The following is a 14,271-nucleotide window of genomic DNA, read 5'->3' on the forward strand; positions in this document are numbered from 1 at the left end:
TTCACCCCCAATTTCCGGGCACGATCATACAAAACTCATCGGAACAGTAAAGCGCAAAATAACGGCAATTTGCGCTCAATTAATAACCTTTACACAAGCGCGGATATTACTCCATTCCCAGCTCTTTCAGCTTGCGCGTCAGGGTATTGCGTCCCCATCCCAACAGGCGAGCGGCTTCCTGCTTGTGGCCCTGCGTATGACGAAGCGCGGTAGTTAACAGCGTACGCTCCATCTCAGGCTGCGCTTCAGACAGCAGGTTTTGATGACCGGAACGCAGCGCGCGGTCGGCCCACTGCGCCAGCAGCGTTGCCCAGCTGTCCGGCAAAGCATGCCCGGTGCTGCTTTCAGGCGCGGTCGCTTCAAACAGCTCGGCCGGTAAATCCTGAATCAGCACTTCCTGACCGGCAGCCATCACGGTTAACCAGCGGCAGGTATTTTCCAGCTGACGCACGTTGCCCGGCCACGCCAGGCGCGTCAGAGCGGCATCGGTTTCCGGGTGAAGCTGCTTGGCCTCCACACCCAGCTCGCGGGCGGCTACTTGCAGGAAATGGCGCGCCAGGCGGGGAATATCTTCCCGGCGTTCACGCAGCGGCGGCAGATGAACGCGAATGACGTTCAGACGATGGAATAAATCCTCACGGAATTTGCCTTCCTGCACGCGCTGCTCCAGGTTCTGGTGGGTCGCGGCGATAATACGCACGTCCACCTTCACCGGCGCATAACCGCCCACGCGGTAAAACTGTCCGTCGGCCAGCACGCGCAGCAGACGGGTCTGGACATCCAGCGGCATATCGCCGATCTCATCCAGGAACAGCGTGCCGCCGTCTGCCTGTTCGAAGCGCCCCTGGCGAATGGTATTTGCGCCGGTAAACGCCCCTTTTTCGTGCCCGAACAGTTCGGATTCAATCAAATCCTTCGGGATCGCCGCCATATTCAGGGCAATGAACGGTGCTTTTGCCCGCGGGCTGTGGCGATGCAGCGCATGCGCCACAAGCTCTTTACCGGTTCCCGATTCGCCGTTAATCAAGACGCTGATGGACGAGCGGGACAGACGGCCAATAATGCGAAACACGTCCTGCATCGCCGGCGCTTCGCCGATGATGTCGGTGGTTGGCCCAAAATCGGGCGCGTGGCGCGGCTGTTGCTGCTCCTGATAATGGCTAATCGCGCGCTCGACCAGCGCCACCGCCTCGTCGATATCAAACGGTTTGGGCAGATAATCGAATGCCCCTTGCTGGTAAGCGCTCACCGCGGCATCCAGATCGGAGTGTGCTGTCATTATGATGACCGGAAGCATAGGGTGGCGTTGTTTGATCTGCTTTAACAGCGCCAGCCCGTCCATGCCCGGCATGCGAATATCCGACAGCAGAACATCGGGCGTTTTGGTGGTGAGTGCGTCGAGCACTTCGCTGCCGCTCTCAAACGTCGTGCAGCTTAATCCCGCCCCCGTGAGCGCGCGTTCAAGCACCCAACGGATGGAGCTATCGTCATCGACTACCCAGACTATCCCTCGTTGCATAAACGTCACCTTTATTTTTTAATCGGCAGGAAAACCGAAAACTCGGTATGTCCCGGCCAACTGGTAAATTCAATTTTTCCAGAGTGTTGATCAATCAAACTGCGGGCAATGGATAAGCCCAGGCCGGTTCCGCCTTCGCGACCGCTGACCATCGGGTAGAACAGGGTGTCCTGCAGATGCGATGGAATGCCGGGCCCGTTATCCTCGACGTCGATTCGGGCTGCAAGCCGATAGCGCACGCCATGTAACGTGAGCTGGAAGGCGGTACGGGTGCGTAAAATAATCTCGCCCCCGTCAGGCCCCAGCGCCTGCAGGGCATTGCGCACAATGTTCAACAGGACCTGCTCAATCTGATCCGGGTCATGAGCCAGTTCCGGCAGGCTTGGGTCGTAATCACGTACCAGCGTGACGTTCTCCGGCAGCTCCATCGAGACGAGCTTGACCACCCGTTCAGCCACTTTATGGATGCTTTCTGTGACGTGCATTCCCGGCTGCTGTGGCCCGAGAAGGCGGTCAACCAGATTCCGCAGACGGTCCGCCTGCTCGATGATGACGTTGGTGTACTCCGCCAGCGCAGGGTCAGGCAGCGCCTTGGTCAGAAGCTGCGCCGCACCGCGTAATCCGCCCAGCGGGTTTTTGATTTCATGCGCCAGACCGCGCACCAGGTCTCGGGCGGCAATTTGCTGTGCATGCTGAAGCTGTTCCTGGCTCAGTCGGCGCTGATTATCCATCGGCGCCATTTCCAGCAGGATCAGGCCTTCGGGAAGACGTTGCGCGGTCAGCGACAGAATGTGCGAACGCCCGTCGATCACCAGCGTCACTTCGTTATCGGTGAAACCCTGGCCTGCCTGTAAACTTTCCTGCATCAGGCCAATATTCAGCGAAAAATAGCTCAGGAGTTCCGGAAGTGGGGTGCCGAACAGTTTACGTGCGCTTTGGGCAAGCAGCTGCTGTGCCGCCGGGTTGGCGTAATGAACGGCCAGCTCGTCATCGACCAGCAAAATGCTGTTAATCAAAGAATTGAGGATCTGCCCAGCATCGGGCAGCGTGCCAGTTGCCATTCAGCAGTCTCCTGGAGTCGTTTGCACTAATTTAGTGCAGTATAGCGTTTTCGGCGTCAAAAGCGCGTGAGATCAGATTGTTGGTGGAGAAAAAAGCCCATCCGGAGATGGGCTAAAAGTTTCCACGGCAACTACCCCCGGCGCTTGTCACGCCGGGTAAAACAACTTAATTAAACGCTGTAGTACAGTTCGAACTCAACCGGATGCGGAGTCATACGCACGCGGTCATTCTCTTCAGTGCGCAGCGCGATGTAAGCATCGATAGCGTCGTCAGTGAATACGCCACCTGCAGTCAGGAACTCGCGGTCTGCGTCCAGCGCCTGCAGGGCTTCTTCCAGAGAGCCAGCAACCTGTGGGATCTCTTTCGCTTCTTCTGGCGGCAGGTCGTACAGGTTTTTGTCCATCGCTTCGCCCGGGTGGATCTTGTTCTTGATACCGTCCAGACCGGCCATCAGCAGTGCTGCGAAGCACAGGTATGGGTTAGCCGCTGGATCCGGGAAGCGCACTTCGATACGACGCGCTTTAGGAGACGCCACCACCGGGATACGGATAGAAGCAGAACGGTTACGCGCAGAGTAGGCCAGCATCACTGGCGCTTCGTAGCCCGGGACCAGACGCTTGTAGGAGTTGGTGGTTGGGTTCGCCAGGGCGTTGATCGCTTTAGCGTGTTTGATTACGCCGCCAATGTAATACAGCGCCTGCTCGGACAGACCGGCATATTTGTCGCCAGAGAACAGGTTGGTACCGTTCTTGGACAGAGACATGTGGCAGTGCATACCGGAACCGTTGTCGCCAAACATTGGTTTTGGCATGAAGGTCGCGGTTTTACCGAAACGGTGCGCAACGTTGTGCACAACGTATTTGTAGATCTGAATTTCGTCCGCTTTTTTGGTCATGGTGTTGAAGCGGGTAGCCACTTCGTTCTGACCCGCCGTCGCCACTTCGTGGTGGTGCGCTTCAACAACCAGGCCCATCTCTTCCATCACCAGACACATGGTGGAACGAATGTCCTGTGCAGAGTCGACCGGAGGAACCGGGAAGTAACCGCCTTTCACGCCTGGACGGTGACCTTTGTTACCACCTTCGTATTTGGTGGAGGAGTTCCATGCGCCTTCGATGTCGTCGATAGCCACGTGTGAGCCAGAAATAGACGCACCAAAACGGATGTCATCGAACAGGAAGAACTCTGGCTCTGGCCCGAACAGAACGGTGTCTGCGATGCCGGTAGAACGCAGGTACTCTTCAGCGCGTTTCGCGATAGAACGTGGGTCGCGGTCGTAGCCCTGCAGGGTGCCTGGCTCGAGGATGTCGCAACGGATGATCAGGGTAGGTTCTTCGAAGAACGGATCAATGACCGCAGTGGTCGCATCTGGCATCAGAACCATGTCGGATTCGTTAATGCCTTTCCAGCCACCAATGGAGGAGCCGTCAAACATTTTGCCTTCTTCAAAGAATTCGGCGTTCACCTGATGAGCAGGGATTGTGACGTGCTGTTCTTTACCTTTGGTATCGGTGAAGCGCAGATCAACAAACTTCACTTCATGTTCGTTCAGCATCGTCAAAACGTGTTCAGCGGACATACTTAACTCTCCAGATTGGTCATTGTCGTCGTGGTAACGAGGTCTTCAATTTCTGTTTGTACTGGCTGGTGCCATGTATTTTTTATAAAGCGAAATCTGTGCCAACTTTTAAAACACCCCAAAAAGGCGTTATCATGCGCACCATAGTGCAAAAGGGCTGCACCACGATGGATTTGTTGCACCAGTATAGTGCTTCAATGTGAACATTGAGCACCATATTGGTGCAATTTACGTTAAAGTGCCCTTTTACCGCTCCGTGAAAGCGATCACAAAGCATCTCTGCAATACTTGTTTGCGGGGGATGTTTGTGATCCTGTTTTGTAGTGCGATTAATCCGTGTACAATAACGCGCTATTTCTAAATGCCTGAGGCAAAGTTGTGATCGAAAATTTGCGTAACATCGCCATCATCGCGCACGTTGACCATGGTAAAACTACCCTGGTCGATAAGCTGCTGCAGCAATCCGGTACGTTTGATGCGCGTGCCGAAACCCAAGAACGCGTGATGGACTCCAACGATTTGGAGAAAGAGCGTGGGATTACCATCCTCGCGAAAAACACCGCGATTAAATGGAATGACTACCGTATCAACATCGTTGATACCCCAGGGCACGCCGACTTCGGTGGTGAAGTTGAACGTGTAATGTCCATGGTAGACTCCGTTCTGCTGGTCGTTGACGCAATGGATGGCCCAATGCCACAGACGCGCTTCGTGACCAAAAAAGCATTTGCCCATGGTCTGAAGCCAATCGTTGTTATCAACAAAGTTGACCGCCCTGGCGCGCGTCCTGACTGGGTTGTTGACCAGGTATTCGACCTGTTCGTTAACCTCGACGCGACCGACGAGCAGCTGGACTTCCCTATCGTTTACGCCTCTGCGCTGAACGGTATCGCAGGTCTGGACCACGAAGACATGGCTGAAGACATGACCCCGCTGTATCAGGCGATTGTTGACCGTGTTCCTGCGCCAAACGTCGATCTCGACGGCACCCTGCAGATGCAGATCTCTCAGCTCGATTACAACAACTACGTTGGCGTTATCGGCATTGGTCGTATCAAGCGCGGTAAAGTGAAGCCGAACCAGCAGGTCACTATCATCGATAGCGAAGGCAAAACCCGTAACGGTAAAGTTGGTAAAGTACTGACTCACCTGGGCCTTGAGCGTATCGAGAGCGACATCGCTGAAGCGGGCGACATCATCGCTATCACCGGTCTGGGTGAACTGAACATCTCCGACACCATCTGCGATCCGCAGAACGTCGAAGCGCTGCCAGCCCTGTCCGTTGATGAACCAACCGTATCCATGTTCTTCAACGTCAACACCTCTCCGTTCTGTGGTAAAGAAGGTAAGTTCGTTACCTCTCGTCAGATCCTTGACCGCCTGAACAAAGAGCTGGTGCACAACGTTGCGCTGCGCGTTGAAGAAACCGAAGACGCTGATGCATTCCGCGTTTCGGGTCGTGGTGAGCTGCACCTGTCTGTTCTGATCGAAAACATGCGTCGTGAAGGTTTCGAAATGGCGGTTTCCCGTCCGAAAGTTATCTTCCGCGAAATCGATGGCCGTAAACAAGAGCCGTTCGAAAACGTGACGCTGGACGTTGAAGAGCAGCACCAGGGTTCTGTGATGCAGGCTCTGGGTGAGCGTAAAGGCGACCTGAAAAACATGAATCCAGATGGCAAAGGCCGCGTACGTCTCGACTACGTGATCCCAAGCCGTGGCCTGATCGGCTTCCGTTCTGAGTTCATGACCATGACTTCAGGTACCGGTCTGCTGTACTCCACCTTCAGCCACTACGACGACGTTCGTCCGGGTGAAGTGGGCCAGCGTAACAACGGCGTGCTGATCTCCAACGGTCAGGGTAAAGCGGTTGCGTTTGCGCTGTTCGGTCTGCAGGATCGCGGTAAGCTGTTCTTGGGTCACGGTGCTGAGGTTTATGAAGGCCAGATCATCGGTATTCACAGTCGTTCTAACGACCTGACCGTAAACTGCCTGACCGGTAAGAAACTGACCAACATGCGTGCGTCCGGTACTGACGAAGCAACGGTTCTGGTTCCACCGATCAAGATGACTCTGGAGCAGGCTCTGGAATTCATCGATGATGACGAACTGGTCGAAGTGACTCCACAGTCAATTCGTATCCGTAAGCGTCACCTGACCGAGAACGATCGTAAACGTGCTATGCGCGGTGCGAAAGAAGACTAATACGGTTAATCCGTAGGCCGGGTAAGCGCATGCGCCACCCGGCAACGAAAAAGCCGCTGAGCGATCAGCGGCTTTTTTATTAGAACGAATACCGTAACCCTAAACGGATTCGGTACTGCTCCCGGTTGTAATCATTCCACCTGTCCAGCCACTGCAGTTCGAGGTACGGCAGCCAGTTTCTGTCGATTTTATAGCTGAACTTGTTGGTAATTTCCCAGTGATGGTCTTTGCCATTTTTGCTGTGGTAATCATTCACCCGCTGGAAAAAGTGCGGCTCAAAGGTGTAGAAAAACGCATCCGTCACTTTGAAATTCCAGTAGTTGGCAAATTCGTGCGTGTCATTCTTATCCATCTGCCCGTTATAGTCCGGCGTATCGTAGTTGTTATGGTTATAGCGATAGCGGAACGTCAGATTAAACCAGTCTGTAAATTTGTAGTTGGTATCTAAATAAACCGCACCGCCGGACCCTGCACTGCTGTCGTTAATCAATCCACCGGGCTGGAAGGTGAGTTTGTCGGTCGGCTTAAAGAGCGGATACCACCCCTCGATTTCGTTATAGCTGTGCTTAAGTTCATCCCATTTACCTACGTTATAGGCGTTGGTGAACATCAGTCCCGCGCCCATATCGAAGTTATAGCCCGCACGCAGGATCACCTCGTGCAGCTCTGAGGCCGTATTGTAGGCTTCGCGGGTTTCGACATAGGCCCCGGCAAATACCGGGCAGGACACAGACGACACGATCAGTACAGTGATGATTCTATTCATAATTTGTCCATGTATCAGGTACAGAAAGGCCTCCCTCCTGATAAACAGGAAGGACATAGTGGCCGGATTTATTGTTATAAAGTGACTGCTGACGCTTTATTGTTGGTGGTTATCTCAGGGGTATTCGCGGTTTGTTTCTTCCGTTTTCCAATCTCCTCGATAATAAAAGCGAAGCGCGCTTCGTTGAGTTTATAAAACAGCCCCATGGTCACGGCAGCAACAATCGCCAGGCCGCACGGCCAGAGGAAAATAAGCTGACGCAACCCAAGCAGCGTGCCCGCGCTCTGCACGGCATGGGGAACGTAGCCAATCTGGGTCAGCATAATGCCGGGCAGGAAACCGGCGAGCGCGGCGGAGATTTTGCGCGAGAAGGTATAGCCGGTATACACCGACCCTTCGGCGCGAATGCCGGTTTTCCACTCGCCGTAATCGACGGTATCCGGCACCAGTGCCCAGTTCAGGCTGTTCACAAACGCGGTGCCGAAGAAGGCCATGCAGGAAAACAGCACGAACAGCAGGGAGCTGGTCCCCCAGAAGAAATTCAGCACGTCGCCCACTGCCCACAGCGCCAGGCCACCCAGATAGACCGGTTTCTTGCCAAAGCGCTTCACTGCGCCGGGCACCAGAAACACGCCAATCAGGATGCAGCCCATGCTGAAAAAGCCCATCCATGACAGCAGATGCAGATCGTTCAGCACGTACTGGGTGTAATAGACCTGAATCGCTAGCTTGATGTTAAACGCGGCGAGGGTACACAGGTTGGCGATGCACAGCACCAGCAGCGGCGGATTGCGGAAAATCGCACAGAACGATTTCAGAATGCCGGGCTTGTGGTGATCGGGTGTGAGCTCCACGTAGCGTTCTTTAACTCCGCAGTAGCACCACCACATGCAGAACAGACCGCCAGTGACGAACACCAGCGCGGCCACCAGATAGCCGAGGGAGGGCTGGTGGACGAACAGCGCCTGAATGGGCATAAAGCCGACGGTGCAGAGTAACAGCCCCACCGTTGCGCCGCCCTGACGCCAGGCCGCCAGCTGCGCGCGCTCGTTCGGGTTTTTGGTGATGGCCGGGACCATCGCACCGTAGGCGCAGTTCATCAGGCTGTAGCAGAGGCCAAACATCATGAAGAGCACGGTGGCGAGCGCCGTTTTCACCGTCAGGCTAAAGTCGTTGGCCATAAACTGCGCCGTCGCGACCAGCGCCACCGGCACGGAGGCGTAAAGAATGAATGGCCGGAATTTTCCTCTTGCACCGATGTGACGCCGGGAATCGAGCAGTACGCCGGTTAGCATGTCGGTAAACGCGGTAAAAAACTTCGCTACCAGGAAAATAATGCCGCCATAGAACGCCGGCATGCCCAGTTCGTCTGTATAAAACTTCAGCAAATACAGCGTACCAATACACAGCATCAGGTTCGAGCCAAAATCGCCCATCCCGTAGGCGCACTTCTCTCGCAGGCTCAATTTCAGGGTTAACGGATCAGTGTTATGTGTCATGGTCGATCCTCAGAGCGCCCCGCAGGGCGCTCTATCACGTCATTTATGCCGTACGTTTGCGCAGTTCGATTTCTTCGACGATGCGCACATACATCTTCTCGTTGAGGTTATAGAAGCAGCCCATCGCCACGATGGTGATGACCGCCAGCAGGCTCGGGTAGATAAATATCAGCTGCCGCAGCCCTTCAACCGTGCCACTGGATTGCACCACGTTGGGCACATAGCCGATCTGCGTGAGCATGATCCCCGGGAAGAAGCCTGCCAGCGCCTGGGATACTTTCCTGAAGAAGGTAAAGCCGGTGTAGACCGTCCCTTCGGAGCGCACGCCGGTGCGCCACTCGCCGTACTCCACGGTATCGGACACCAGCGCCCAGTTCAGGCTATTCACAAACGCGGAACCGAAGAACGCCAGGCAGGAGAACGCCACAAAGCTCACCGAGCCGCCGCCGAAGAAGTAGTTGAGCAGATCGCCCGCCACCCAAATCGTCAGCCCGCTGATGTAGACTTTTTTCTTGCCGAAGCGCCGCACCGCGCCGGGCATCATAAAGACGCCGATAAAAATGCAGCCCATGCTGAAGAAGCCCATGTACGACAGCAGGATCGGGTCGTTCAGCACGTACTGCGTGTAGTAGACCTGAATGGCAAGTTTGACGTTAAAGGCACCCAGCGTGCACAGGTTCGCGATGCACAGGATAAACAGCGGACGGTTTCCGGCGATGGCGCGAAATGACTGCAGCAGCCCCGGTTTTTGCGCCGGGTTAGCGGGCTGCGCCTCGACGTAACGCTCGGTCACCCCCTTGTAGCACCACCACATAAAAAACAGCCCGAACAGCGAGAAGAGGGTGGCGGCAAAGATGTAGCCAAGCTGGTCATTGCCTTCAATCAGGTTCATCACCGGAACAAAACCCACGGTACAAAGCAGCAGGCCCAGTGTAGCGCCGCCCTGACGCCAGGCGGCCAGCGAGGCGCGCTCGTCCGGGTTTTTAGTAATGGCTGGTACCATCGCGCCGTAGGAGCAGTTCATCATGCTGAAGAACAGGCCGTACAGCATGAACAGCACCGTCGCCATCACCGTTTTACCGGTGATTTCAAACGGCGTGCCGACGAAGTTGGCAATCGCCAGTAAGGTCACCGGGAACGCCGCATAGAGCACGAACGGGCGGAATTTTCCTTTCGGGCCGATCTTGCGCCGCGAGTCGAGCATGATCCCGGTGCCCATATCGGTGAAGGCGGTAAAGAACTTCGCAATCAGGAAGATGATTCCGCCGTAGGTACCCGGCAGCCCCAGAACATCAGTATAAAACTTCAGCAAATAGAGCGTGCCGATATCCAGCAGGATGTTTGAGCCGAGATCGCCCATCCCGTAGGCGAGTTTTTCTTTAAACGGCAGGCGTAGGGTTGCCGGATCGGAAGTTTGTTGACTCATTATTGTTCTCCGTCTGCCCGCAGGTTTCCCTGCGGGCGAGCCTTATCAGATATCACGTAAGGTGCTAAATAGATCTGCCCATTCGCTGTGCTGGCGGTAGAAGACCGGCGGCTTGCCGAGCGGGGCATCAACGGTCACGTCACCGCCCCGGCAGATTTCCCCGGTCCACGCATTCACCCAGCTGTCCTGCGGCAGATAGAGCGACCAGTCGCGGCGCCCCTCTTCATGAACCGGCGCTACCAGCAGATCGCGGCCAAACAGGTACTGGTATTTCAGCGTGTAGGCGCGCGCGTCGTCCTCGTAGTGCAGGAACAGCGGACGCATCACCGGCAGGCCGCTTTTTGCGTTCTGCGCGACGGCGGCTTTGATATACGGCTTCAGGGTGGTGAAGACGGTGGTCATGCGCGCGAAGTGCGCGATGGTTTCCGCGTCGCCGTCAAACTGCCAGTTATCGCCTGGACGGTTGCCCTCATGGGTACGCATCATGGTCGTAAAGGCGCTGAAGTCGCACCAGCGCAGCAGCAGCTCTTTGCTGCGCTTCATCTCGAACAGCGTGGTATAGCCGCCGATGTCGCTGTGATGCAGGCCGTGCCCGGTCATCGCCAGAGAAAGCGCGGCAGGCACTACCGATGCCAGACCGTCGTCAAGGCTCCAGTCGACGTTCTGATCTCCCGCCCACATCATCACCGAGTGCTTCTGGCTGCCGGTGTAGCCCGCGCGCATGAAGAACAGGATCTCGCCGAGCTTGCCGGTCTCCTGAAGCGCTTCGTAGTTACATTTGGCCCACAGGGCAGGCCAGGCGTTATGCATGATCTCCGCGCTCACGCCGTTATGCAGGAAGGTGTCGGTCGGCAGGTACTCCCCGAAATCGGCCATCCAGCCGCCGCAGCCCAGTTCGATCAGATTCTTTTTGATGACTTCTTTGTACCAGTCGTAGGCTTCCGGGTTGGTCAGGTCGATAACGCCCGCGTAGAACTCGCCGAACTCAACGTGGTAGTCCTTGCCGTCGGCGTTTTTGGTCAGATAGCCGCGCTTCGACGCCTCTTCGCAGAGATCTTTATCGCTGGCGACGTACGGGTTGATATAGGAGAGGAACTGCACGCCTTCCTCTTTCCACTTCGCAATCCGCGCATCAAGCTGCGGATAGAGCGCGCTGTTCCACTTCCAGTTCCACATCACGCGCTTGCCGAAGGAGGTCATGCGAATGCCGGACCAGTCCTGCGCCCAGATGCCGTTGACCTTTACGCCGCCGTTACGCATGGTGTCGAGCTTCTGCTGGCACACCTCGGTGCCGCCCTGAATGCCCAGCGTCACGCCGTCGTACACCCAGTCCGGCAGCTCCGGCTGACGCCCCAGCAGGCCGGTCAGTTTTTCCAGCAGATCGACGTAGGTTTCTGCGCATTCGAAGCGCAGCGTGGCGTTATCTTCCCAGAACGCCAGCTCGTGGAAATCCGGCGCGCTGAAATCAAAGTTCATGTAGCAGCTGTTATCCACGTGGCAGTAGTACTTCTGGGTGCTCACGAAGGTAGGCTGCGGGAAGAAGGTCCAGTAGTAGTCGCCGCCCGCGTTCTCTTTGCAGTCGGCCTGCCAGGTGACGTAGGTCTGCTTATTGCGGCCCACGCCCTGCTCGCTGGTCCACAGCGGGAACGGCTTGCCGCGCAAATCGAAATACGAGAACTGCTCGCCGCAGCCGTAGATATGATCGTCTGGCTGAGCTGCCAGCCGCAGCCAGATGCGGTTATGGCTGGCGGCGTCATTTTTCAGCTTCAGCTCCAGACGGCCTTCCGCATCCACGCCCACCAGCAGCGTCGCGCTTACCGCATCGCCGCGGGTAAAGCGGATCGCCCAGCCCGCGCTTTGCTGCGTGACGGTCGCGTCCGTCAGGGCAATCTTTTCGTTGAGCTTGTCTTTGATGCTGAAGTTGCCGCGAAACATCTCGATATCCGCCTCGCCTGCGCCAATCCACAGGCAAGGGGCATCCGCGGTGTGGGATAAAATCAGACGGTCCTGCCAGCGCAGGGTGAAGCCACTTTCGTTATTTTTCAGGTCAATATTGTGTAGGGTACGCATAAACACTCCGTCTTAATTATTTGGCCTGGCTATCCAGTAATCCGGCGGCGACGGCAGGGGCTAAGCCCGGGGCCAGCGGCAGGCGGGGGATCACCAGGCAGTGCAGCAGGTGGTAAATATCCTGCTTGCCGTCCCAGACTTTGGTGGTCACTTCGTTGTTGGTGTCCAGCTCCTGCCACCAGGATCCGTTCTCGTAATCCATCAGGTATTTGATGCAGTAATCCCACCACTTCTGATACCAGGCTTCGTACTGCGCTTCGCCGGTGACGGTATAGAGGGCATAGGCCGTGCCCATCGCCTCGACGATTGGCCAGCGCACGCGTTCGCGGACGATTGGCTTGCCGTCCCAGCCCACGGAATAGACAAACCCGTCGGCGCCGTCGGGTGCCCAGGCGTCGCGGATGGTGGCGTGGAACAGGCCTTTCGCATCTTCCAGCAGCCATTCAGGCGGGGTCTCAAAGCGCGCTTCCAGGGCGGCGCGCAGGTGCAGCATCAGGCGGCCCCACTCGATCCAGTGTCCCGGCGTGCCGCCGTAGGCGCGGAAGCGGTGGGCGGGATTATCAATGTTGTAGTCGCGGATCGGGTTCCAGCTGGTGTCGAAATGTTCGTTAACGCGATACTCACCTTTGCGCGCTACGTCGTGAATAATCACCGACGCGATGCGCAGGGCGCGGTCGAGCCATTTACGATCGTGGGTCACGTCATAAACGATCAGGAAGGCTTCCACGGCGTGCATGTTGGCGTTACCGCCGCGGTAATCTTCCGTTTTGCTGAAGGCTTCATCCCATGACTCCAGGCACATCTGCTCCTGTTCGCTCCAGAAGTAACGCTCAATCACCTCGATGGCATCGTCCAGCAGCCTGCGCGCCTGCGGATGGCCGGTGGTGACGGCGCTCGCCGCGCCCAGCAGAACGAAGAAGTGCTGATAGCCCTGCTTGGAAGCGTCAATGACGCCCTCATCGTTAACGCAGGCGTACCAGCCGCCGTGCTGCTTGTCGCGCAGCGGGCCATTCAGGGCGTTAATGCCGTGCTCAACCAGGGCATACGCACCGGGACGCCCCATGTTCGCCGCCACCGCGTAAACGTGCAGCATACGCGCGGTGATCCACAGATGCGTGCCCATATCGCTACGCACCTGGCCGTTATTGCCCAGCCAGCCAAAGCCGGTCGGTACGGCGGCGTTTTTACCGAAATCGAGAATGCGGTCGGTCTCTTGCTCGAGCCAGCGGTTATGGCTCAGGGTGTTAAACCATTTCATGTTCGGGTCCTTTCTTAACGGCGAGCCATCATTTCGTCGACGATCTCACCCAGACGCTGAAGTTTGGGGACGGAGATATCACGCAGCATCAGCTCGGTGTCCGGCAGGCCAATCACAGAGGACCAGACGGCACGACCGGCTAAAAAGCCTGAGGCCCCCGCCTGCATGGCGACGCTTACGGCGCGCGGGAATAACTTATCGTCCACGCCGGACGAGAGGATCACCCACGGCATGGCGATGTTCTCATTCAGCTTCTGCGAGGCTGCCAGCAGCGCCTGCTGCGTGCCCTTGCCAAACAGCGGCATCTCCACTTTGTAGAGGTCGGCACCGCTGTCGCCCAGCTCTTTAGCCGCGTCGATAATCGCCTGTTCGCGGTTAAACGCGGCACCGCGACGCGGCGGACGCACCACCGGCTCGATAATGCTCAGCAGACCGTTATCGTGGCACAGCGTGTTGAACGCCTTCACCATCTCAAGGCGCTGCTGCGGATCTTCATCGCTGCGCCACAGCACCAGCAGCTTCAGTGCTTTGCCGCCATCGCGTTTGACCGCCTGCGCGTCGACGTTCTTGTCGATCACTACGCTGTCGACCGGAAGACCATTCCCCGGGATAAACTCGTCGGCGGCCACAATCATTGCGCAGCTTTTAGCTACGGCCTGCTGCTCGACAATCTGGCGATAGCAGAACTGCTGGTCGACGAGAATGGCAGAGGCGTACGGTGACAGAATTTTTGCCGCGTTGAGCTTAAAATCCGTCAGGTGCTGGTCGGTTACCGGAACCGGCGCGCCTGCTGCAGCAAACATCAGGCGCATCGCTTCGCGCTGATCCACGGCCAGCATCGCAAAACCGCCGGAAGGTCGGGTGATATCTTTCAGGGTGTACATCGTCAT

At 56.6% G+C, this 14,271-nt stretch carries 10 protein-coding genes; 1 reads left to right on the forward strand and 9 read right to left on the reverse strand.

Features of this window, described 5'->3' with window-relative positions; translation table 11 throughout:
* Positions 1-106: 106 nt before the first annotated feature.
* From glnG to glnA, 3 genes are all read right to left on the reverse strand, one after another.
* Positions 107-1,519 carry a nitrogen regulation protein NR(I) gene (gene glnG / locus ACMGGE_RS16975; RefSeq protein WP_023309765.1) on the reverse strand — a complete coding sequence of 471 codons (1,413 nt, stop codon included), beginning with the start codon at positions 1,517-1,519 and terminating at the stop codon, positions 107-109.
* Positions 1,520-1,530: 11 nt separating this feature from the next.
* A complete protein-coding gene (gene glnL, locus ACMGGE_RS16980; protein WP_032644301.1) occupies positions 1,531-2,580 on the reverse strand; it encodes a nitrogen regulation protein NR(II) in 1,050 nt (349 codons plus the stop codon).
* Positions 2,581-2,750: 170 nt separating this feature from the next.
* Entirely contained in the window at positions 2,751-4,160 is a 1,410-nt protein-coding gene (gene glnA / locus ACMGGE_RS16985) for a glutamate--ammonia ligase (RefSeq protein ID WP_008501856.1), read from the reverse strand.
* 378 nt (positions 4,161-4,538) lie between these two features.
* On the opposite strand from glnA, the gene typA reads away from it, so the two are divergent.
* Positions 4,539-6,362, forward strand: coding sequence for a ribosome-dependent GTPase TypA (gene typA, locus ACMGGE_RS16990; RefSeq protein ID WP_023331638.1), 1,824 nt, complete (start codon positions 4,539-4,541; stop codon positions 6,360-6,362).
* A 79-nt stretch (positions 6,363-6,441) separates the two neighbouring features.
* Here typA and ompL read toward each other — a convergent pair whose 3' ends face one another.
* The 6 genes from ompL to yihT form a co-directional block, all read right to left on the reverse strand.
* Positions 6,442-7,128: a porin OmpL gene (gene ompL / locus ACMGGE_RS16995; protein WP_420293981.1), complete on the reverse strand. Its 687-nt coding sequence runs from the start codon at positions 7,126-7,128 to the stop codon at positions 6,442-6,444.
* A gap of 74 nt (positions 7,129-7,202) precedes the next feature.
* On the reverse strand, positions 7,203-8,627 hold the full coding sequence (locus ACMGGE_RS17000) for an MFS transporter (RefSeq protein WP_262781277.1): 1,425 nt from the start codon (positions 8,625-8,627) through the stop codon (positions 7,203-7,205).
* A gap of 43 nt (positions 8,628-8,670) precedes the next feature.
* On the reverse strand, positions 8,671-10,053 hold the full coding sequence (locus tag ACMGGE_RS17005) for an MFS transporter (protein ID WP_420293982.1): 1,383 nt from the start codon (positions 10,051-10,053) through the stop codon (positions 8,671-8,673).
* A 45-nt stretch (positions 10,054-10,098) separates the two neighbouring features.
* Positions 10,099-12,123, reverse strand: a complete 2,025-nt coding sequence (locus ACMGGE_RS17010; RefSeq protein WP_420293983.1) for an alpha-glucosidase — start codon at positions 12,121-12,123, stop codon at positions 10,099-10,101.
* 16 nt (positions 12,124-12,139) lie between these two features.
* Complete coding sequence (gene yihS / locus ACMGGE_RS17015; protein WP_063622903.1) at positions 12,140-13,381, reverse strand: sulfoquinovose isomerase; 1,242 nt, start codon at positions 13,379-13,381, stop codon at positions 12,140-12,142.
* Positions 13,382-13,395: 14 nt separating this feature from the next.
* Positions 13,396-14,271, reverse strand: a complete 876-nt coding sequence (yihT, locus tag ACMGGE_RS17020) for a sulfofructosephosphate aldolase (protein WP_325819510.1) — start codon at positions 14,269-14,271, stop codon at positions 13,396-13,398.

Origin of the sequence: Enterobacter sp. BNK-22 (genome assembly GCF_048684805.1) — a bacterium.
GTDB lineage: Bacteria > Pseudomonadota > Gammaproteobacteria > Enterobacterales > Enterobacteriaceae > Enterobacter > Enterobacter quasiroggenkampii.

Bases quoted from the DNA above. Each gene is read 5' to 3' on its own strand.
- glnG (WP_023309765.1), bottom strand. From the start codon at position 1,519: ATGCAACGAGGGATAGTCTGGGTAGTCGATGACGATAGCTCCATCCGT.
- glnL (WP_032644301.1), bottom strand. From the start codon at position 2,580: ATGGCAACTGGCACGCTGCCCGATGCTGGGCAGATCCTCAATTCTTTG.
- glnA (WP_008501856.1), bottom strand. From the start codon at position 4,160: ATGTCCGCTGAACACGTTTTGACGATGCTGAACGAACATGAAGTGAAG.
- ompL (WP_420293981.1), bottom strand. From the start codon at position 7,128: ATGAATAGAATCATCACTGTACTGATCGTGTCGTCTGTGTCCTGCCCG.
- ACMGGE_RS17000 (WP_262781277.1), bottom strand. From the start codon at position 8,627: ATGACACATAACACTGATCCGTTAACCCTGAAATTGAGCCTGCGAGAG.
- ACMGGE_RS17005 (WP_420293982.1), bottom strand. From the start codon at position 10,053: ATGAGTCAACAAACTTCCGATCCGGCAACCCTACGCCTGCCGTTTAAA.
- ACMGGE_RS17010 (WP_420293983.1), bottom strand. From the start codon at position 12,123: ATGCGTACCCTACACAATATTGACCTGAAAAATAACGAAAGTGGCTTC.
- yihS (WP_063622903.1), bottom strand. From the start codon at position 13,381: ATGAAATGGTTTAACACCCTGAGCCATAACCGCTGGCTCGAGCAAGAG.
- yihT (WP_325819510.1), bottom strand. From the start codon at position 14,271: ATGACGATGTACACCCTGAAAGATATCACCCGACCTTCCGGCGGTTTT.